Genomic DNA, 20,397 nt, shown 5'->3' with positions numbered 1-20,397 from the left:
CTTTAGCAGATGGTAGCGGTTAGAAAGGCATAGATATCGGCATCTTCATCAATAATTTTTGCGGTAGGCTTGCCAGCTCCATGGCCGGCCTTTATTTCTATGCGTAAAAGCAGAGGGTTCTGGCCTTGGTAGTGCTCTTCTAGGGTGGCCATGAACTTAAAAGCATGGGCTGGCACCACGCGGTCGTCGGTGTCGGCGGTCATAATGAGGGTGGGCGGGTAGTCCACGCCAGACTTTACATTGTGCAGTGGCGAGTAGGCATGCATGAATTTAAAGTGCTCCTCGCTTGCTTCGGCGTTGCCGTACTCGCCTACCCAGTAGCGACCGACGGTAAATTTATGGTAGCGTAACATATCTATGACCGGCACCTGGCAGATAACTGCGCCATATAGCTCGGGCCGCTGCAGCATGCAGGCAGCTACCAGCAGGCCGCCATTGCTACCCCCCATAATGGCGAGGTGGCGAGGCGAGGTATACCCAGCGCTTACAAGGTGCCTTGCCGCGGCATGAAAATCGTCAAAGACATTCTGCTTCTTAGCCAACATGCCAGCACGGTGCCAGTTTTCGCCGTACTCGCCTCCGCCGCGGAGAACAGCTAGGGCATAGACCCCGCCGCGCTCCATCCAGACGAGGTTGTCGACGGAAAAGAAGGGGGTCATGTTGACATTGAAGCCGCCATAGCCGTAGAGAAGGGTGGGTGTCTGATGAGAACGCGCCAGCCCCTTCTTGTGAGTGATAAAGAGCGGAATACGCGTGCCGTCCGGCGAGATACAAAACTCTTGCTTGGTTTCATAGTCCGTGGGGTCGAATTTTACGTTTCCCGCCCACAGGGGGGAGAGAGTATGGTCGGTAAAATCATAGCGATAGACAGTGGTGGGAAACAGAAAAGAAGTAAAACTAAGGAACATTTCGCTATCCTTCATCTGCCCTGTAGTGCTGATGAGCGAGCCTAGGGTGGGGAGTTCGATGCCCCTTTCGCGCCGGCCGCTTTGGCTATATATTGCAACTTGGTGATGCGCGTGAGTGAGGTAGGTCACGACAAATTTGCGGTTGTAGAACTTGGCGTCGGCGATGGTGTCGCCTGTCGCGGCAATGATTTCTTTCCAGTTGGCTCGTTCAGGGCGCAAAATATCTATGGCAATGACCCTGCCATGTGGGGCCTCAAGGTTGGTCAAAAAGTAAAACATATGGCCATCATTGCCTAGTACTTCGTAGCTGGCATCGGCGTCATCGAGGAGGCGGACAGTTTCGCCCCGTGGGGCGAGGCTCTGGTAGTAGAATCTGTTTTCGGGGTCCGTGCCATGCCACACATAGATGTATAGGTAAGCACCGTCTTCAGACACCTGTGCCGCGAAGCCTAGTTCCTTGGCGTCAGGACGTTCGTAAATCAGCTCATCGCAGAGCTGATCCGTACCTACTCGATGAAAGTATATTTTGCTGTGGTAGCTTTGCTCCTCTGGCGGTACGGTTGCAGGGTCAGGAAAACGGCTGTAAAAGAAGCCGCTACTATCAGGCAGCCACGATAGACTGGTATATTTGACGTGGTGCAGTACATCAGCGTAGGTCTGGCCACTTTCTAAATCCTTGACGCGCACTTCTTGCCAGTCGCTGCCGCTGGACGAGCAGGCATACGCCAGAAGCTTGCCGTCACGAGAGACGGAAGTGGTCGCGAGGGCAACAGTGCCATCGCTGCTTAAAGTGTTGGGGTCGAGGATTATTTCTGGTGTGCCACCTAAGGTGTCTAGCCGGTAGAATACGGCTTGGTTTTGCAGACCATCGTTCTTCAGATAGTAATACTTGTCTGCCACTTTTCTTGGCGCACCGTGCTTGGGGTAGTCCCATAGCTCGGTGAGCCTTTTTTTGATTTCCTCCCGGCTAGGAAGGGCCGACAAAAAGTCCGCGGCACGAGCCGCATGTTCGGCAATAAAGCTTAGAGTGGCGGGGTCTTTTTCGTCCTCCAGATAACGATAGGGGTCTCTTACCTTCGTACCATGAAAATCATCGACAACTACATCTTGTCTTCGCATAAGCCACCTCCCGTATTTAAGAAACTATGGTTAGATTCGCCGCTAGGTCAGATATTCCTCTCGTAAATTGACTTTCGTTTTGACTCCGCTTAGAATAGTTATGACTGACCAGTCAGTCATAAGGAGGGCGCATGGGCAAGCAAGAGCTTATTCTCCAGGCGGCACTAGAAGTGGTCACAGAAAAAGGTTGTCACGAAGCTTCTATTGAAGAAATTGCCGAGAGGGCAGGTGTGGCCAAGGGTACGGTGTATCTTTACTTTCGCAGTAAAGATAGCCTCCTAGCTGCTCTTTTTCGCCGAGGCATTGAGGGAATGGGGGCAGCCATCAAAGAGAAAGTGGATAGTGAGGTATCCCCGGTAAAACAAATTGAAGCTCTTATCAAAGAGCATGCCACACAGACATATCGACATATCGGTTTTGCTAAAGTGCTGATGAGCCAGTCCGACTTGGTGACTCTCCCCAAGGAGTTTAGCCAGGAGCTGATGGCTAGTTATCAGCAGTACTTCACTTTTGTCCACGGTATACTTGAGCGCGGGCAAGCGTTAGGTGTGTTGGCAGAGTTTGACGCTGCGATCATGGCGCGAGCCATTGCCGGCAGCATCAATCATTCTATTTTTGCCTTTGACAAGGCGGATCCGGTTGCCGATCTCGACTCGGTAATCGCTACACTGACCAAGTTAGTAACCAGCGGCATTGTTAAGTCAGGAGGAATATAATTGTCTATCCCCGCTTTTGCCACCAAAAAACGCATTACCGTGTTGATGATGGTCTTAGTTACTCTCGTCCTTGGGGTGATGTCTTACACGCGCACCCCCGTCGACCTGCTCCCCAACATGGAGTTTCCCATGGCCGCGGTTGTGGTCACCTTCCCTGGGGCCGCTCCGCAAGAAATTGAAGCCCTGGTCACGCGGCCCCTAGAGGCCACTCTCGCCACGGTGAGCAATATGCGCGAGGTAGAGTCGACATCCTCCGAAGGGCAAGCGGTCATCACCATTTCTTTTAACTGGGGAACTAATATGGATTTTGCCACGCTAGAGATGCGTGAAAAAGTCGATTTAGCCAAGCGATTCTTCCCCGCCGAAGTCGGCACGCCCACCGTCCTTAAGTTTGACCCCGCGATGATGCCCATCATGGTGACGGACATCGGTTCGGACAAACTAACTTCGGCCGAATTACGCGACTTGGCCGACCGCACTCTAGCCGCTCGTATCGAAAGGCTGCCTGGCGTGGCCTCAGTGACGGTGGTCGGGGGCCAGCAGTCGGTCATCGAAGTCAGTGTCGACCCCGCGAGGAGCGAGGCCCTAGGTATAACTCTCGCCCAGATTACCGGCAGCTTGCGCACCGCGAGCATGAGTATGCCTGGCGGTGTCCTTAACATCGAGGGCGAAGAAGTGTTAATTAGGAGTGTCGGGCAACTAGTTTCTTTGACCGAAGTAGAGAATTTAGTCGTGGGTATGCGAACTATACGCACGCCAGCCCCCGTGGCTGTGCGCCTGCCTTTGCCGGCGGGTGTAAATCTACCCCCTGCCTTAATGGAGCCGCAGTTTACAACCAGCCTCGAGCCGGTGCTCTTAAAGCAGGTCGCTACAGTGGCTCTGGCTAACCCCTTTGCTCAGTCAGTTATGCGCTTAAATTCTTTGCCAGCGGTGTCGCTGCGCATGCAAAAAGAGTCTGGCGCTAATACAGTCCTAGTAGCGAACCTAGTCAAAGCTGAGCTAGATATGATGCGGACTGATTATCCGGACTTGGCTATAGTTGCGACCCAGGATCAGTCGCGCTTTATCGAGCAGGCCATTGGCTCAGTCGGCACAAATGCCCTGTACGGTGGCATCATTGCCGTGCTGGTGTTATTCGTCTTCTTAAAGAGCATTACCACTACTCTTATTATCGCCTTGGCAGTACCAATATCGGTGGTGGCGACCTTTGTGCTTATCTACTTTGGCAACCTGACACTCAACCTCATGACTCTTATGGGGCTAGCGCTAGGCATAGGGATGCTCGTTGATAACTCTATCGTCGTGCTCGAGAACATCTTTCGTCTGCAAGAGGAGGGCGTCGACAGTTTGCTCGCGGCGCGGCGGGGGGCTGAAGAGGTGGCCATGGCCATATCTGCGTCTACGCTGACGACAGTGGCCGTCTTCTTGCCCGTAGCCTTTGTCGGGGGCATTACGGGGCTGATGTTTAGAGAGCTCGCTTTGACCGTTAGTTTCTCGCTAATAGCCAGTTTGGCGGTAGCGCTCTTAGTGGTGCCCATGCTGGCAGCCACCTTGCTTCGAGCCCGTCCCAAAATTAGTACGGAACGCCAAGCGCGTTATTCCCCTTACCAGCGCAGCCTAAGGTGGGCGTTACAGAGGAAGCCGCTGGTCATGTTGGTCACTCTCGTTCTCTTGGGAGGTAGCTTGCTGACTTTTCCTCACCTTGGAGGTGAGTTTATCCCCCCTATGGATCAAGGGGAACTACGCGTAACCGTGACCCTGCCAAGTGGCAGTGCGTTCGCGGAGACAGACAGGGTGGCTCGAGAAATTGAAGCAGAGCTTATAGCCCGGGGCGAAGTTTTGTCAGTGGCCACGTCTATCGGGGTGACGGGAACTCGTGGCCCCATCATGGGTGGCGGTAGCGCAAGGCGTAATAGGGCCACCATGACTGTGGTGCTGCACCCCGGGCAAAGCGGGGCAGACTTAGCCGCAGACCTTAATGAGCAGTATGCCACTTTTGCCGGGGCCACAGTGGTTGCCGATAGCGTGGCCGGCATGGGTGGGGGCATGTTTGGCACGGGTTCGCCAGTGCAAGTCAATCTTTCTGGCCCGAGTCTTGAGGGTCTGCGCCTACATGCGGACGAGATTAAGAACGCCTTAGCCGAAGTGGAGGGCATCACCGAAGTGACGGACAATATGGGGGTGGGTGCCTCTGAATTCGTCATTCGGGTCAAGAGGACAGAAGCGGCCGAGCTAGGTGTCTCGCCCATGGCTGTAGCTAGTGCGGTGCGCACTGCTTTCCAAGGAGAGACGGTGGCCCGTGTTTCGCGTGAGGGGCGAGAGATTGATGTCACCGTTAGGCTAACCGAAGCGGCTCGCCAAAATCTAAGTGCCCTCGAAAATCTTATGGTGGCAGCTCCACAGGGCCGTATTGTCAGACTCAAAGACGTCGCCAGTGTAGAGCCCGGCGTTGGCCCGGCGGCTATTAGACGTCTGAACAACCAAAGAGTAGTGTCAATTTCTGCTAGCATTGCCGAGCGCGACCTACAAAGCGTGTCGCGCGATGTAGAGCAAAAACTGCAGACACTCTCGCTGCCTGATGACTACAGTTACGAAATTGCCGGCGAAATGTCTGAAATGAGAGAGGCCTTTGATGGCTTGACTCTAGCGTTGGTGCTGGCCATAGTATTGGTGTACATGGTCATGGCCGCACAATTTGAGTCCTTGCTGTACCCACTTATCGTGATGTTCAGCCTGCCCTTAGCGATCATTGGGGTGCTACTTGCCTTGTTCTTTACTGGAACTACGCTCAGCGTGCCCTCAGTTATGGGCATTATCGTCCTGGCCGGCATCGTGGTCAATAATGCCATCGTGCTTGTTGACTACATCAATCAGTTGCGTGAGCGGGGTAAGGGAGTGGAAGAGGCTATTGTAGAGGCGGCCGGTGTGCGTCTAAGGCCGATTCTTATGACAACCGCCACAACGGTACTGGCGCTGGTGCCCCTAGCCGTTATGCCTGGTTCTGGTGCCGAAATGCAGCAGCCCCTGGGTATTGCGGTCATTGGGGGGCTCACAGTCTCCACCATCTTGACGCTCTACATCATTCCCATCGCCTACGACTTGGTTACTTTGCGCAGGCGAAATGGTCACGAGCCCGAAGAGGCTTAGACAAAGAAAAGTAGGCCGCGCTGTAGCCAGATGCTACTGTCGCGGTCTACTTGTTTCTGTTATAATTTCGTATATAGAAGAAGTGCGGAGCACTTTGACACGAAAGCGCTGTCTTGTAATTCAGCCGCAACAGGGCAACCAATAGCTGAAGACAGCAGAGAGCAGGGAGGCGTAGGGTGCGTGGAGCAGTGGCGCAAAAATCTATTCGTCTTGTGGGTGGGTACCTTTGTGGCGGGCATGAGTTTTTCCATCGTCAGTCCATTTATGCCGAACATTTTGCGTGAAGTTGGTGTCGGGCACAATCTTAAACTATGGACAGGCATCGCCATTTCGGCGAGTTTCTTAATGAGTAGTTTTATGGCTCCGGTGTGGGGGGCCTTAGCCGATAAACATGGCCGCAAGGTTATGATTGTGCGCGCTGGCCTGGGCATGGCCGTCATTTACGTAGTTATGGCCTATGCCACTTCATTGTGGCAGGTAATCGTCTTGCGATTATTGAATGGACTGGTGAGCGGTTTTATTCCGGCCTCCACAGCCTTAGTGGCTTGCAACACTCCAGACGAAAAGCTAGGCTCAGCCCTCGGCTTTCTCCAGACGGGAGGAGCCCTAGGGGCCATAATGGGGCCCTTGATTGGTGGGGTCACCAGTCACTTTTTGGGCATCAAGTACACTTTGCTCTGGGCGGGCGTGATGCTCTTGGCGGCCTCAGCCATAGTTGTATGGGGTGTGCGTGAGACGGTGGTTGGCAAGGCACAAATGAAGACAGATTTGTGGCGCGACCTTAAGTTCACTTTTTCGCACCGCTTTTTGCTCAGCATGCTGCTGGTTGTCTTGTTGTTCCAAGCCGCAGCCTCGTTCTTGCAGCCGGTGCTACCCCTCTTTGTGCAGGAAGTTGGTGGGGGCGGAAGCGGCGAACTCGCTACCGGGGCCATCTTCTCTCTCGTGGGAATTGCGACAGTTATTGCTGCGCCCCGCTGGGGAAGTGTAGGCGAAAAACGCGGTTTTCGTTTTGTCCTTACGGCAGGGCTTGTGGGTGGCGGCATACTGGCACTGCTGCACATCTTCGCCCGTGATCTCTGGTCTCTCGGGCTATATAGGTTTGCCTACGGTCTCTTTATAGCCGCACTAATGCCAGCCTGCCATTCTTTGATCGCTAAGTCCGTGACGGCAGATTTTCGCGGTCGCGCCTTTGGCTTTAGCTCGAGTTTCGCCCAGTTTGGCTTTTTCCTAGGCCCGATGGTGGGAGGAGCCATTGGCGAGGCCTTCTCAATTCAGGGCGTATTTATTTTTACCGGTGTACTATTGTTTGTAACTGCGCTGTGGGTGCGCGGTCTGCAGTTTGAGGGCCGTGTAGCTATGTCCGAGACAGCGTTGCAGAAGGGTGTCTTGATGGAGAAGTGAGAAGTAATGGACTACCAAAAGGAAAAGTTATCGAGCTAAACTTAGAGGCAGGGCAGCCGCTAGTGGCAGAGGCCATCAGAACGCTGATCAATGCCTTGCTTACTTACAAGCGCATGGGATACCGAGCCGTGATTGTTATCCATGGCTATGGTTCATCGGGCACGGGTGGTGCCATCAAGAGTGCCGTCAAGAAAAGTCTGCGCGAGACTAGTCTGTGCGGCGTCGTGCGCGACTTTGTGGGTGGCGACGAGTGGTCGCTTAAGAAGCGGGAATTTGTCGGCATCTGTAGCGATCTGGCCAGCTGCGAAGCCAGCATAGCTGGCAATGCCGGCGTTACGGTGGTATTACTGAGAAGATAGCGGAGGTTACTATGAAAAAAGTTTATGCTCCTGGTTGCGCCCTCATGGTCTACAAGCCTGCCTTAGCTAAGAAGGTACACACCTTTTTGCAGAGGGGAGGGGACGACATACCTCTATATACCGCGTGTTGCCGGCATGCTCCCCCCTTACCCGAGGGGTCGCAGCTAGTAAATACTTGTGCTGGCTGCGACCGCCGCTTTCGCGCGCAGTACGCAGGTTTAACTACCATTTCGCTGTGGGAGGTGCTGGCAGAGGACGACACTTTCCCCTTTCCTGACTATGGCGGTCAGATGATGACTGTGCAAGATGCCTGTCCCACACGCACCGAGGATCGCGTTCATATCGCCATACGGCGTCTCCTAGAACGCATGAATATATCTGTCAGGGAAACCGATTCATCGCGTGCTACCGCAGTGTGCTGCGGCGATAGCTTCTATGGCGTCTTGCCGGTCGATGAGGTGAAAGAACGCATGCGTAGGCGTGCCGAGGCCATGCCAGTGCCAGAAGTAGTCGTCTACTGCGTCTCTTGCATAAAGTCGATGCACATTGGGGGCAAGACTCCGCGCTACATTGTAGACCTTTTGTTTGGGGAAAGTACAGAAATAGGCACCTCTGAGCCGGATGCCTGGCATGCCGAGCTCAACCACTACATAGAAAATGAAGGGAACCCCGAAAAAGTGCGATGAAGGAGGAGTAAGTCGCGTGCAATTGACAGCGCTCTTAGTTGGCGTCTTACTTGTTCTCGGTTTGTGGTGGTACTCGCTCTCCCTACAGGTGAAAAAGTTGACTATACCCGTGGAGGGTTTGCCGCACGAGTTTGCAGGGCTAAAGATAGCCCATATCTCTGATTTGCACGGACGAGCGCTATCTCCAGATGGTACGCTAGCGCGCGCAATTCGCGAGGCCCAAGTTGATTTCGTCACTATTTCGGGCGACTTTGTCACGCATAGGGTTCAAGAAATAAAGGCTTTCTTGCCCTTCTTGGGGGCCTTGTCGACAGAGATGCCTATTTATGCGGTCAGCGGCAATCATGACCATGATGCGGGTTGGGACGAGGTCGCCGCGGAACTTAAGGGCGTGGGTGTCACTGTGCTAGATGATGCGCATGTTGTTTTGCAGCGGCAGGCGGCGCGTGTGTATGTCGTCGGCGTGCGCGACCCCTTTAGCGGCCGCGGCAACTTAGCACAGGCCATGCCGCCGGAGTCACCTAACGAGGTGTGCTTGCTCTTGGCGCACTCGCCTTCCTACTTTGAGGCTTTCGCCAAGGCAGGGCGCTTTCGCGAGGAGCGCGCCATACTACGACGGGTGGCGCTCACCCTATGTGGGCACACGCATGGTGGGCAAGTAAAATTGCCGTTAGTGGGCGCTATCACTAACGGCTCGCGTCGCCTCTTCCCGCGCGACTATATAGAGGGTTTGTCGTGGGAAGGCACGGGGTGGCTATACATTTCTCGGGGTATAGGGTGGGTAATCTTACCTCTGCGCTTTCTGGCACGACCTGAGGTGGCCATTATTACACTCGAGCCTCGCTAGCTTGCACCAGGCTCTAAACAAAGCTACCTCGTGCGCACAATTTGCACCCAAGTCTGGCCATAAATACGCTCGATTTCTCGACCGTCTGCGAAGTAGAAGCGGGTTGGGGAAGCGGCGTTTTCTTTTTTCCAGGTGCCTGTAAAATGCTGCCCCAGGGCGTAAAAGTCCATGGTGCCCTCGCCTACTAGGTTGGGGGTGGGTCTGCCCAGGAGATCGGTGCTATGCGGAACACGCTGGACGATAATGTTTCGCGCCATAATTACAGTGCCAGCGGCGTCGCGATGAACTGCACCATTGATATATCGCCGAAAGGCGCCTGAGGCAGGCACGTACACATACGTTATGCGATGGGTGGGGGTGTATTCAATAGTCACTTCGGTAGTAGCCGTGCCCTGCGCGGAGAGATAGGCTGGCCTTATACTTACCTCGCTAGACTGTTCGACAAGCCCTAGCGTCGCTAGGTTAACAAATAAGTTGTGTGGAGCGCGGCGTGTATTATCGCGAGAAAAGGCGGGGTTGTTAGTGCGTAAAGCGTCTGTACCGCGTACATTTAAGCCGCGTAGCAAGTCTAGTACATCGACACCGCCACTAGAGTAGATGAAATGCGCACCATTTTCTAGGGCGAGCATGGCACTATGAGACCGTGCGCTGCGAATAGGGCCCACGCGTGTGGGAAAAGTGGCGAAGAGAGCCAAGTAGCGGGTTATTCTCCCCTCGACTTCGTACTCGTAAATAGTAGTTGCTTGGGCCAAGCCGTGCTGTGGTCTTGCTTGCGCGATGTTATCAATGACAACCGCATACACGGGGCGGCGTTCTGCACGAGGCGTAATAAGTGCCAGATCTGCGGCGAGACGTGTTCTGGCCGCCGCAAGCACCCGCGTCTGTTCGCGGCGCTGGTCAAGCAAGTTGCGGTACTCGGCATCGCGCTGGTCGATGAGCCCGCGCAAGCGACTTTGCTCCGCACTAAGCGTTTCCGCCATGGCGCGAACTTGCCGCTGCTCTTCTTGCACCGAGCGAATAAGCTCAGTGTCACGAGTCAGTATGCGGCGCAGGTAGGCAAGGCGCACAATGAGGTCGCCAAAACTGTCGGCATTAAGTAAGGCTTCGAGGTAGGACGCACCCCCGGTCATGTAGGCGCTACGCACCCGCAGAGCGAAAGACTGCGTAATAGTCTGCATACGCCTTTGCGAGACTGCTAGGGTGCGGGTCACATCTCTTAACCGTGCTTCTGTTTCTTTCAAGTCTTTTTCGATAGCGGTCATACGCTCCGTGCGCGCGTTGATAGAAGTCTCAAGTGCCTTAAGAACCTTTTCGAGCTCGCGAACTTCTTTTTCCGTCTGTTCTACTCTCTGGCGCGGAGAGCTGGGGCTTCCCAAGGCGCGAGGGGCGTATTCTGCGGTCAGAGTTAGAAAGACAAGCGCTACTAGGGTCAAAGCCGTAAGCAATCGTCGCATGCTAATTCACTCTCCCTGTCATGCCCGCAAGAACTTACGCACAGACAATATACTCCCCACTCCACCAATTAAAAAACCGATAACGAGCAGAGCAAAGAAGATGGGCCACAGTTCCTCGCGCGCCGTTATGGGCTGCAGGAGAAAAGTCAGTGCGCCATTTTGCAGACTGGCGGCTAAGCGATTGTAGGCGAAGGCAAGGCCTAAGGTAGCCGTGAGCGCGCCTACCGCACCCATAGACGCCCCTTCGAGAATAAAAGGTAGGCGGATAAAGCTATCGCTCGCACCGAGAAACTTCATGACGCCTATTTCTTCTTGGCGCGCCATGACCGATAGTTTGATGATAGTCACGATGAGGAGAACTGCCCCTAGCCCTAAGAACAAGCTAACGACCAAGAACATTGAGTTCAGCCAACTAGTGACGCTGAGCAGTTGGGCCACCATGTCTTCGCCGTAGTCGACTACATCTACCCCCGGGATTCCCTGCATGGAGGCAGCCAGGTTAGGTACTAAGACGGCCTGCTCTGCCCTTACGCGAAACATATTCGGTAATGGATTGTGCTCGCCCTCAAGCACAGCAAAAAGACCTTGGTCCCCAAAGGATTGGCCAAATTCCGCGAGGCCTTGCTCCCGCGAGACAAAGGAGAGGCTCTTTACGCCCTCTAGATTTGTCAGTGCAGACTCTACTTTGGCCCGGTCGGCCTTATCCGTTAAGAAAACAGCGATCTCCACATTGGCGTCGACATTGCGCATGATTTGTCCCACATTGAGCGAGAGCAAGAGAAAGCCGCCTAGTATGGCTAAAGAAACGGCAATCATGCTTGACGTAACCAGGGCGAGCCAGATGTTGCGGCGCAGAGAAACAAGGCCCTGGCGCAGGCAGTAGGTTAAAGCATTAAGATTCATAGGTGTATGCCCCCCGCTTCGCGTCCCTCACCAAGCACCCATTTTCGAGGGCGATAACTCGCTTGCGCATGCGGTCGACAATCTCTGAGGCATGCGTAGCAATCAGCACCGTGGTGCCGGTACGGCTGATTTGCGAAAATAGCTCCATGAGCTGCCAGGCATTATCGGGGTCGACATTGCCGGTCGGTTCATCAGCGATAATAAGTGTCGGCTTTCTTACCAGGGCGCGGGCAATGCCTACGCGCTGCTGCTCCCCGCCGGAAAGCTCGCCGGGGAACTTGCCGCCCTTGTCGGCTAAACCGACCTCAGCTAGCGCCGCGGGCACCGCTTGGCGAATCTCTTGGGCTCCGCGTCCGACTACCTCCAAGGCGAAAGCCACATTCTCATACACCGTCTTCTGTTTTAGCAGGCGGAAGTCTTGAAAAACCATGCCGATGCGGCGACGATAGCGGAGCAGCTCCCTAGGCGTGAACTTGGCGGTATCGCGGCCGAGAAAACCTACCTGTCCCGAGGTAGGAGCATATTCGCGGAAGAGGAGACGCAGCATGGTGCTCTTGCCCGCGCCGCTTGGCCCCACCAAAAAAACAAATTCGCCGCGCTCTATCTGGAACGAAACATTTTGTAGTGCTGGCGTCTTGCTGCTGCTATAAATTTTAGTGACGTCTCTAAATTCTATCAAGAATCTGTCCTCCCTAGTTGCTGATAACAAGCATATTCGACATCTTTCGCGTTAAACCTGCTGCGGCGGCCGCTTCCGCCAAAGCATAGTTCCGGTGGGAAAGGCTAGCGTTTGATATGGCTGACCAAGTAGCGCATAGTTACCGAAGTAATCACTACTAGCGCGCCTAGGAGCGACCAGGTTCCCGGGGTTTCGCCAAGCATGAGAAAGACCCAGAGGGGATTAAGGAGCGGCTCAAGCACGGGAACCAAGATGGCGTCAAGGGCGCCGACATGTTTAATGGCGTGTGAATAGAGGATGTAGGGAATGCCGAGTTGCACCACACCTAGAATGATTAGGGGAAGGTAGTCGGCGGCAATGGGTGGCGCGCCCACAAGGAACGGCAGGCCGATCAGCGCGCTGAGTATATTGCCTAGTAGCACGGACTCTAAGGGTGAGCCGTCCTTTTGCAGGCGCATGAGTACGGTAAAGACGGCAAAGCTGATGCCGCTCTGCACCGCGAACACATTGCCGAGCAAGCCGGAGGGACCGAGATACTCAAGAAAGAACAGAGCCATGCCACCTAAGGTCGCGAGAATAACTAGCCAGTCAAAGCACGTCGTTCTTTCCTTGAGAAAGTGATGCGCGAGGAAGGCTACATAAATAGGCGCGGTAAATTGCAGCATGATGGCATTAGTAGCTGTAGTTAGGCGGTTCGCGGCGACAAAGAGCATGACTGTCGCGGCATAGGCTAGGGCTGTAGCCAGTTGAGTTTTAGACCATGTGAACTTGGGTCTTCGTAAATACAGCCATATCACTACTGCGGCGATGGCACTCCTCGTGCCGGAAATCGCAAGGGGGTGCATATCGACCGATTTAATAAGCAAACCACCCAGGCTCCACATAATAGCCGTAGCGGCTAACATGATGAGAGCGAGGGTGCGTTTTTCACGGGGTCTACTTACTACTGTTTTCACTAGGATACCATCTCCCCTGCGTCTAATACCACATTGTAACATGCGCTCAGTCAGGAAAGCTGAATTGTAAGCTCGCGGCGCAGCCTAAGCTTGTGTCTCTTTAGCGTCGCAGTTTGGCGCTACTCACACTGCTTAGAGGGGAGGAGGTGCGCTCAAAAATTGTGCGCCCTTTAAGAAGGGGTCCTAGGTAGCGGAAAGTTGCGGAAACGAGGATAACCATGGCACCTACGGCAGCCCAGCTGCCAGGCGTTTCCCCTAGCATTAAGAATACCCACATTGGGCTCAGCAGAGGCTCCAGTACGGGAACCAGTATGGCGTCTAGGGCGCTGACATGCTTGATGGCGCGCGAGTAGAGAACATAGGGCAGACCAAGCTGCACTACCCCGAGAAGCAAGAGGGGAGGCCAGTCTGGTGCGCTAGGCATCCTACCCACGAGGAAAGGAATGCCAATAAGTGCCGTGATGACATTACCCAGCAGTACGGACTCGAGAGGGGAGCCATCTTTCTGTAAGCGCATGAGGATGGTAAAGCCGGCGAAAGCGATGCCACCGAGCATGGCCAGTACATTGCCGAAAACGCCAGAGGGCCCGAGGTAGTCAAGAAAGAACAAGGTCATGCCGCCGAGCGTGGTGCAAATCACCACCAAGTCGGTGGAGGTAGTTTTCTCTTTTAGAAAACGTTGCGAGAGCAAGGCGACATATATAGGCGCGGTAAACATCAACATAATGGCATTAGTAGCAGTAGTAAAGCGATTAGCTGCGACAAAGAATATGGCCGTGGCTGCGTAGGCAACTGCCGCGCCTACCTGCCTCTTAGACCATGTGAACTTGGGTCTGGGCACGAAGGCCAGGATCACCAGGGCGGCAATAGCGCTACGCACACCGGTGACAGCGAGAGGATTAAGGTCAATGGACTTGATGAGTAGTCCCCCGAGGCTCCACATGACAGCCGTAACAGCCAGCAGCAACAGTGCTTGGGAGCGTGGAGTGGCGGTAGATTTCTCTGATGTGGGCAATGTATGTCAACTCCGTCCTTGCCACGATAGCTACAATATTGTAGCATACTGTTAAGCGCACCAAGCCGTTTTAGAATTGGGTGAATGATGCGAAAACAGTAACAAGCCTAGAGGCGACTTGTGAAAATAGACACAATAGCGCGTTCCGCACGGCTACTTGTCTGTCTTGACCTACAGCAACAGGCCGTCTAGTGACAGCTTTGTTTGCCGATGCGGACAGTCTGACAATTGGTTCATGGGGCAGGTGCAATGCTAGAGGAGAAATTCCTGCTTGTTATTTTTTGCACTAACCTCTAGATTTAGAGTGTAGACTTTTTAGTAGGCATTTCGGAAGGAGGGGCAGGTAGTCAAGGCAGTGTGGTATACTAGGGCTGTGTTAGCAGGCGTCACAAGAAACATGGGGGAGGGTTTGCAGTGGTAGAGTTTTCGGTCGGTTCAGTCGCACGTAAGGAGAGGCTCATCACAGAGCAAGATATCGCGTTCTTTGCAGAGCTCAGTGGTGACTTTAGTCCCATTCATATGGACGAAGAATATGCCAAGAACACTCGTTTTAAGGGGCGAATTGCGCATGGCATGATGACTGCTGGCTTTATATCCGCCGTACTAGGAACACAACTCCCAGGGGAAGGGACAATCTACCTCAGTCAGTCGCTCAAATTCTTAGCGCCCGTTCGTATTGGCGAGACCGTAGTAGTCGAAGTGGAAGTACTAGAAATAGATACAGAGAAGCGTCGCGCTCGCTTAAAGACAACCGGACGCACTGAGCAAGCTGGAATGGTGGTTGAGGGCGAGGCCCTCGTGATGTATCCTAAGCGCGGCTAGTACATTCCTTTTTTCAGAAACAATAGTGAAAATATTAACATCGTAAGTGAAATGTCGCACAAATACTGCGAGAATAGCTACATGGAGTGATGAAGACATGGATTTTGCCCTAAGCAAGAAGCATGAAATGTTCAGGACGCTCTTTCAGGATTTTGCCATGCAAGAAGTGGCCCCACTTGCTGCAGAAATAGATGAGAGCGGCGAGTTTCCCTGGCTAACGGTAAAGAAAATGGCTGCCCTTGGTTTCTTGGGGCTCCCTTTCCCGCGTGAAGTCGGTGGTGCTGGCGCAGACAACTTGGCCTACACGATGGCCGTGGAAGAGGTTTCGCGGGCTTGTGCCGCAACGGGAGTGATACTGTCGGCCCACGTTTCGCTTGGTGCGCACCCTATCTACCAATTCGGCACGCCCGAGCAAAAGACGCGCTTTCTCGTGCCGCAAGCTAAGGGCGAGAAGTTAGGCGCCTTTGCTCTGACAGAACCGAATGCCGGCACAGATGCGGCCGGGCAACAGACCACTGCCCTTTTGGATGGTGGGGAGTACATCTTAAATGGTTCAAAAATCTTTATTACCAATGGCGAAGTAGCCGACATCTACATCGTATTCGCCATGACCGACAGGAGCAAGGGCCTGAAGGGCATTAGTGCCTTCGTGGTGGAAAAGGGCACCCCCGGATTTACCTTTGGCCCGCAGGAGAACAAGCTCGGTATTCGCGCTTCTAGCACGACCGAGCTCATCTTTGAGGATTGTCGCATCCCCGCTACCAACTTGCTCGGCAAGGAGGGCGATGGTTTCAAGATAGCTATGCAGACCCTAGATGGCGGAAGAATTGGCATCGCGGCACAGGCCTTAGGTATAGCTCAGGCTGCCCTAGATGAGAGTCTGCGCTATGCTAAGGAGCGTCAGCAGTTCGCTAAACCCATTGGCACTTTCCAGGCGATACAGTGGATGATTGCCGATATGGGAACAGAGATAGAAGCAGCGCGCCTGCTGGTTTACCGCGCAGCCTGGCTGAAGGATATGCGCAAGCCCTTTAGCAAGGAAGCGGCGATGGCCAAACTATACGCCTCCGAGACTGCTATGAAGCATACAGTCAAGGCCATCCAAATACATGGTGGCTATGGCTACATGAAGGATTACAAAGTGGAGCGCTTAATGCGCGATGCCAAAATCACTGAAATATACGAAGGGACTTCTGAAGTGCAACGCATGGTTATTTCAGCAAGTCTCCTGAAGTAGGCGGAGGACAAGGTATGAAAATTGTTGTCTGCATTAAGCAAGTGCCAAACACTACCGAGGTAAAATTCGACCCAAAAACCGGCACACTCATTCGTGAGGGGCTGCCGACCATCATTAACCCCGAAGACAAGAATGCATTAGAAGAGGCAGTATCCATTGCCTCTAGGGTTGGCGGTCAGGTCACGGCTCTTTCGATGGGGCCGGCACAAGCCGATTACGCCCTGCGTGAAACCTTGGCCATGGGGGCAACAGAGGCCATCCTCCTTAGTGACCGCGCCTTTGCGGGCGCCGACACCTGGGCTACTTCTTATGCCTTGGCCAAAGCCGTAGAAAAGATAGGGGAGTATTCTCTCATTTTTTGCGGGCGTCAAGCTATCGATGGTGATACGGCGCAAGTGGGACCAGAGCTCGCCGAGCATCTTGATATTCCCCATGTCACCTATGTGCGGCGCATAGTATCGCTTGACGACAAGTGTGTGGTGGTTGAGCGAGCGCTAGAAGATGGGTATGAAGTTGTCGAATGCCAGCTGCCCGCACTCCTAACCACCCTTAAGGAGCTCAATGTGCCACGTTTTCCTTCAGCCTCTGGTATCGTCACTGCCTTTGACGAGAAGAAGGTACAGGTGTGGACGGCAGAAGCCGTAGGTGCTGACCCCGCCAAAATAGGTCTAAAAGGCTCACCTACGCAAGTCAAACGCACCTTCACCCCTCCTGTGAAAGGGACCGGCAAAATTCTAACTGGTACTCACAAAGATGCTGTGCAGCAGCTCGTGCAAGAACTTGCTGCCAAGCAGTTGCTGTAGGAGGAAGACAATGGCTGTTATTATTGACAAGAATAAATGCGTCGGGTGTACCCTATGTGTGCCTGCCTGTCCCTTTGCTGCCATTGACATGGTCAAGGGGATTGCGGTCATTAACGATCAGTGCACTCTCTGTGGAGCATGTCTAGAGATTTGCCCCGTCACGGCCATCTATCGCGAGGAAGAGCAGGCTTGTGAGGAATGCACTCCCCAGTCCTACCAGGGAGTGTGGGTTTTTGCCGAGCAACGCCAAGGACAAATGCTAAACATCGCCTACGAATTGCTCGGCGAAGGCAAAAAACTGGCCGGCGCTCTCGGTGTAGAACTTTCAGCAGTACTCATTGGGGCCGACGTTTCTAACTTGGCGCCAGACCTTTTCGCTTATGGCGCGGACAAAGTCTACCTCGTAGAAGATAAAGAGCTTGAGCTTTATCGCACCGAGACTTACACAGCCGCCTTCGTCAGCTTGGTGAAGAAGCATCTGCCAGAGATTATTCTCATGGGTGCCACCAATATTGGTCGCGACCTCGCCCCGCGTGTGGCCGGACGCCTTGTTACCGGGCTTACCGCGGATTGCACAGAGCTAAGTGTTGACTTAGAAGAGCGCATTTTACTACAGACGCGCCCTGCCTTTGGCGGAAATTTGATGGCTACCATTCTTTGCCCAGCCCACCGCCCACAAATGGCAACCGTGCGCCCTGGCGTCATGAAGAAGATCACGCCTGACTACCAAAAGAGCGGTCAGTTAGTGCGCGAGAGCTACCACAGCCAGGAAGTCACCGTGCGTACCATCGTCAGGGAGATTGTCAAAGAAGCGGGCAAAGTGGTCAATCTCGAGGATGCCAAAATAGTCGTCTCTGGTGGACGCGGCATGGGGAGCGCGGAAGGTCGTGCTCTGCTCGAAAAGCTCGCGGCCAAACTCGGCGGCGTGGTTGGTGCCTCGCGTGGGGCAGTCGATGCCGGGTTGCTCCCGTCAGCGCATCAAGTTGGCCAAACCGGAAAAACTGTCCACCCCAAGCTCTACATTGCCTGCGGCATTTCGGGTGCTATCCAGCATGTTGCGGGTATGCAAGGCTCCCAGGTGATCGTGGCCATCAACAAGAACCCAGCCGCGCCCATCTTCAAAGTTGCCGACTATGGCATAGTGGGGGACGTGCATCAGGTGGTGCCGCTACTTATCGCCGCCATAGACGAGCAAAATGCCAAAAAACAGCCATAGTCAGCGTTAATTCACAAAAGCTCCCCTTGTAGGGGGGCTTTTTTAATAGACTCTCTAGTTGACTTTTCGCGCAATTAGTAATAGAATAATATTATCAAATATGAGAGGTGAGTCATGTGTCACAAACGCTCACCAAGGGAGATTTAACCCGCCAAAAATTGCTTGAGGCGGCCATGGAGTTGTTTGGTACTAAGGGGTATCATGCTACTTCCGTGGCTGAGATTACCATGCGGGCAGGGGTGGCCCAAGGGACGTTCTACATTTACTTTGCCAGCAAGCTAGAGATATATCGTGCTCTAGTTGATAAGCTAACGCGCGAAGTACGTCGGGCTATTCGAGCTAAAGTTGCCGATTTAGACAATCGGCTAGATATTGAGCGCGAAGGGTTTAGGGCCTACTTTGCCTATGCTAAACAGAACCGCAATCTGTATCGCATCATCCGCGAAGCGGAATTCGTGGACAATGAGCTCTACCAGCGACACTACCGTTCTATTGCCGAGGGCTATATTGCCGGGTTACAGGCAGCGATAGAGACCGGACAAATTCGCGCCATAGACCCCTCTACGGTCGCCTACTGCCTGATGGGTATGGGTGAGTTTATGGGGCTGCGCTGGATTCTGTGGGAGAAAAAAGAGGTTAGTAATGAGGATCTCGATGCTTTGATGGATTTTGTCTATCACGGCATCGCGCCTAAGGCAGGAGTGCGCGCCGACAGCGACAACGGGGACAGTTCTTTTTGTCGGTAATTTGCGACAAAAAGAACTGTCCCCGTTGTCGCCATTTTGTCGGTTCCTTCTGTCGGTGTAATGGAGAGGGAGGTGTACTAGGAACAGGTGTAGTTTCTCGAGGTGTAAGCGACAAACAAATTAAGGAGGGGAATTTGTTGAGGAGAAAACTGCTTGGTGTAGTAGTAGTTGGGCTCGTTTTGGCATTAACACTAGTAGGCTGTGCCCCGCGTGAGGTAGCCACACCCGCGCAACCACCCATTAAGATCGGCGCACTAGCCTCGCTTAGTGGTGCACTACAGGATTACGGCCAGCAAATGCGCCGTGGTTTTGAGCTTGGGCTTAAGTATGCCACTGACGGCACGATGGAAGTAGGGGGCCGTAAGATCGAAGTAATTTGGGAAGACACGACCACAGTTCCCGATGTGGCTCGCGAAAGAGCGCTCAAACTGCTCGAGCAAGATAAGGTCGACCTCTTAGTCGGCCCAACTTCTTCTGCCGACGCCTTGGCCGTCTTACCGCTGGCGCAAGAGTTTAAAAGAGTCATTGTCGTTGAACCTGCCGCAGCGGATGTTATCACAGGTCTATTCTGGAACAGATATGTGTTTCGTAGCGGACGCAACACGGCGCAAGATGCTGCCGCCATGGCCGACATTGTATCGCGTCCCGGAGTGCGCATAGCCACCTTTGCGCCAGACACCGCCTTTGGGCGTGCCGCCGTAACACCCTTTGTGCCCCAAGCTATGGCGCGCGGCGCGAGTGTTGTGCTGCAAGAATTTGCCCCGGCGACGGCCACCGATTTTACTTCGTTTATTTTGCGCATTAAAGAGGCCAAGCCAGATTATCTTTTCGTGGTGTGGGCCGGCGCCAATAACCCATGGCGGCAGCTTATGGAGCTTGATGTACAAGGTGCTGGCACCAAAATCGTCACGGGAGCCCCCGAAATAGCAGCCCTACGCTTGATGAACGACATGGTGGGGATGCGCGGCTTCACAGTTTACTACCACAGCGTACCCCCAACGAACCCCATGAATGACTGGCTGATAGCTGAACATAAGAAGCACCACAATAACCAACCTCCGGACATCTTTGTCTCGGGCGGTATGGCCGCCGCCTCCGCTATAGTCACGGCCTTGAAGAAGACGAACGGGGTGACTGATGCCGACACGCTAATAAATGCGATGCGGGGCATGGAATTCCAGACACCTACGGGGCTCAGGTGGTTTAGAAGCGAGGACCACCAGGCGATGCAGCCACTCTTTGAAATTGAACTCACGCGAGTAGAAGGAGTAGATCACCCTGTGCCTGTCCTGGTGCGCGTAATTGAAGCCGGGCGCATAGCACCACCGGTTACTGTGCCAGCAGGAGCCGTACGATAACATAACTGTCAAGAGGGAGGAGTTG

Annotated in this window: 18 protein-coding genes; 12 read left to right on the top strand and 6 right to left on the bottom strand. The window is 53.8% G+C overall.

Features of this window, described 5'->3' with window-relative positions; translation table 11 throughout:
* Positions 1 to 2 precede the first annotated feature (2 nt).
* Positions 3 to 2,027 carry a S9 family peptidase gene (locus KGZ92_10410; GenBank protein ID MBS3889678.1) on the bottom strand — a complete coding sequence of 675 codons (2,025 nt, stop codon included), beginning with the start codon at positions 2,025 to 2,027 and terminating at the stop codon, positions 3 to 5.
* 131 nt (positions 2,028 to 2,158) lie between these two features.
* Here KGZ92_10410 and KGZ92_10405 point away from each other — a divergent pair, with 131 nt between their 5' ends.
* From KGZ92_10405 to KGZ92_10380, 6 genes are all read left to right on the top strand, one after another.
* On the top strand, positions 2,159 to 2,743 hold the full coding sequence (locus KGZ92_10405) for a TetR/AcrR family transcriptional regulator (GenBank protein MBS3889677.1): 585 nt from the start codon (positions 2,159 to 2,161) through the stop codon (positions 2,741 to 2,743).
* Positions 2,744 to 5,890: an efflux RND transporter permease subunit gene (locus KGZ92_10400; GenBank protein MBS3889676.1), complete on the top strand. Its 3,147-nt coding sequence runs from the start codon at positions 2,744 to 2,746 to the stop codon at positions 5,888 to 5,890.
* 180 nt (positions 5,891 to 6,070) lie between these two features.
* Positions 6,071 to 7,291, top strand: a complete 1,221-nt coding sequence (locus KGZ92_10395) for an MFS transporter (GenBank protein ID MBS3889675.1) — start codon at positions 6,071 to 6,073, stop codon at positions 7,289 to 7,291.
* Entirely contained in the window at positions 7,288 to 7,650 is a 363-nt protein-coding gene (locus KGZ92_10390) for a Smr/MutS family protein (GenBank protein ID MBS3889674.1), read from the top strand. Before KGZ92_10395 ends, KGZ92_10390 begins: the two co-directional genes overlap by 4 nt.
* Before the next feature lie 11 nt (positions 7,651 to 7,661).
* A complete protein-coding gene (locus KGZ92_10385) occupies positions 7,662 to 8,336 on the top strand; it encodes a (Fe-S)-binding protein (protein MBS3889673.1) in 675 nt (224 codons plus the stop codon).
* A gap of 16 nt (positions 8,337 to 8,352) precedes the next feature.
* On the top strand, positions 8,353 to 9,183 hold the full coding sequence (locus tag KGZ92_10380; GenBank protein MBS3889672.1) for a metallophosphoesterase: 831 nt from the start codon (positions 8,353 to 8,355) through the stop codon (positions 9,181 to 9,183).
* Positions 9,184 to 9,206: 23 nt separating this feature from the next.
* On the opposite strand, the gene KGZ92_10375 is transcribed toward KGZ92_10380, so the two are convergent.
* The 5 genes from KGZ92_10375 to KGZ92_10355 form a co-directional block, all read right to left on the bottom strand.
* Complete coding sequence (locus KGZ92_10375) at positions 9,207 to 10,637, bottom strand: DUF3048 domain-containing protein (protein MBS3889671.1); 1,431 nt, start codon at positions 10,635 to 10,637, stop codon at positions 9,207 to 9,209.
* Between the two features lie 18 nt (positions 10,638 to 10,655).
* A complete protein-coding gene (gene ftsX, locus KGZ92_10370) occupies positions 10,656 to 11,540 on the bottom strand; it encodes a permease-like cell division protein FtsX (protein ID MBS3889670.1) in 885 nt (294 codons plus the stop codon).
* Positions 11,530 to 12,219, bottom strand: coding sequence for a cell division ATP-binding protein FtsE (ftsE, locus tag KGZ92_10365; GenBank protein MBS3889669.1), 690 nt, complete (start codon positions 12,217 to 12,219; stop codon positions 11,530 to 11,532). The genes ftsX and ftsE overlap by 11 nt, the downstream gene beginning before the upstream one ends.
* Before the next feature lie 104 nt (positions 12,220 to 12,323).
* Positions 12,324 to 13,217 carry an EamA family transporter gene (locus KGZ92_10360; protein ID MBS3889668.1) on the bottom strand — a complete coding sequence of 298 codons (894 nt, stop codon included), beginning with the start codon at positions 13,215 to 13,217 and terminating at the stop codon, positions 12,324 to 12,326.
* Positions 13,218 to 13,275: 58 nt separating this feature from the next.
* Entirely contained in the window at positions 13,276 to 14,118 is an 843-nt protein-coding gene (locus KGZ92_10355) for an EamA family transporter (GenBank protein ID MBS3889667.1), read from the bottom strand.
* A 486-nt stretch (positions 14,119 to 14,604) separates the two neighbouring features.
* On the opposite strand from KGZ92_10355, the gene KGZ92_10350 reads away from it, so the two are divergent.
* The 6 genes from KGZ92_10350 (at position 14,605) to KGZ92_10325 (ending at position 20,372) form a co-directional block, all read left to right on the top strand.
* A complete protein-coding gene (locus KGZ92_10350; GenBank protein ID MBS3889666.1) occupies positions 14,605 to 15,012 on the top strand; it encodes a MaoC family dehydratase in 408 nt (135 codons plus the stop codon).
* A gap of 97 nt (positions 15,013 to 15,109) precedes the next feature.
* A complete protein-coding gene (locus KGZ92_10345; GenBank protein ID MBS3889665.1) occupies positions 15,110 to 16,249 on the top strand; it encodes an acyl-CoA dehydrogenase in 1,140 nt (379 codons plus the stop codon).
* Between the two features lie 14 nt (positions 16,250 to 16,263).
* Positions 16,264 to 17,052: an electron transfer flavoprotein subunit beta/FixA family protein gene (locus KGZ92_10340; protein ID MBS3889664.1), complete on the top strand. Its 789-nt coding sequence runs from the start codon at positions 16,264 to 16,266 to the stop codon at positions 17,050 to 17,052.
* A gap of 10 nt (positions 17,053 to 17,062) precedes the next feature.
* A complete protein-coding gene (locus KGZ92_10335; GenBank protein ID MBS3889663.1) occupies positions 17,063 to 18,268 on the top strand; it encodes an electron transfer flavoprotein subunit alpha in 1,206 nt (401 codons plus the stop codon).
* Between the two features lie 173 nt (positions 18,269 to 18,441).
* Positions 18,442 to 19,014, top strand: a complete 573-nt coding sequence (locus KGZ92_10330) for a TetR/AcrR family transcriptional regulator (protein MBS3889662.1) — start codon at positions 18,442 to 18,444, stop codon at positions 19,012 to 19,014.
* 134 nt (positions 19,015 to 19,148) lie between these two features.
* Positions 19,149 to 20,372 (top strand): substrate-binding domain-containing protein, encoded by a 1,224-nt coding sequence (locus KGZ92_10325; protein ID MBS3889661.1) that lies wholly within the window; start codon positions 19,149 to 19,151, stop codon positions 20,370 to 20,372.
* The last annotated feature ends 25 nt before the right edge of the window (positions 20,373 to 20,397 follow it).

The sequence above is a fragment of the Bacillota bacterium genome, from assembly GCA_018333655.1.
GTDB lineage: Bacteria > Bacillota > UBA994 > UBA994 > UBA994 > BS524.
This window is presented reverse-complemented; position numbering and strand designations above follow the sequence as displayed.

Bases quoted from the DNA above. Each gene is read 5' to 3' on its own strand.
- KGZ92_10410 (MBS3889678.1), bottom strand. From the start codon at position 2,027: ATGCGAAGACAAGATGTAGTTGTCGATGATTTTCATGGTACGAAGGTA.
- KGZ92_10405 (MBS3889677.1), top strand. From the start codon at position 2,159: ATGGGCAAGCAAGAGCTTATTCTCCAGGCGGCACTAGAAGTGGTCACA.
- KGZ92_10385 (MBS3889673.1), top strand. From the start codon at position 7,662: ATGAAAAAAGTTTATGCTCCTGGTTGCGCCCTCATGGTCTACAAGCCT.
- KGZ92_10375 (MBS3889671.1), bottom strand. From the start codon at position 10,637: ATGCGACGATTGCTTACGGCTTTGACCCTAGTAGCGCTTGTCTTTCTA.
- ftsX (MBS3889670.1), bottom strand. From the start codon at position 11,540: ATGAATCTTAATGCTTTAACCTACTGCCTGCGCCAGGGCCTTGTTTCT.
- KGZ92_10360 (MBS3889668.1), bottom strand. From the start codon at position 13,217: ATGTTACAATGTGGTATTAGACGCAGGGGAGATGGTATCCTAGTGAAA.
- KGZ92_10355 (MBS3889667.1), bottom strand. From the start codon at position 14,118: ATGTGGAGCCTCGGGGGACTACTCATCAAGTCCATTGACCTTAATCCT.
- KGZ92_10345 (MBS3889665.1), top strand. From the start codon at position 15,110: ATGGATTTTGCCCTAAGCAAGAAGCATGAAATGTTCAGGACGCTCTTT.
- KGZ92_10340 (MBS3889664.1), top strand. From the start codon at position 16,264: ATGAAAATTGTTGTCTGCATTAAGCAAGTGCCAAACACTACCGAGGTA.
- KGZ92_10335 (MBS3889663.1), top strand. From the start codon at position 17,063: ATGGCTGTTATTATTGACAAGAATAAATGCGTCGGGTGTACCCTATGT.
- KGZ92_10330 (MBS3889662.1), top strand. From the start codon at position 18,442: ATGGAGTTGTTTGGTACTAAGGGGTATCATGCTACTTCCGTGGCTGAG.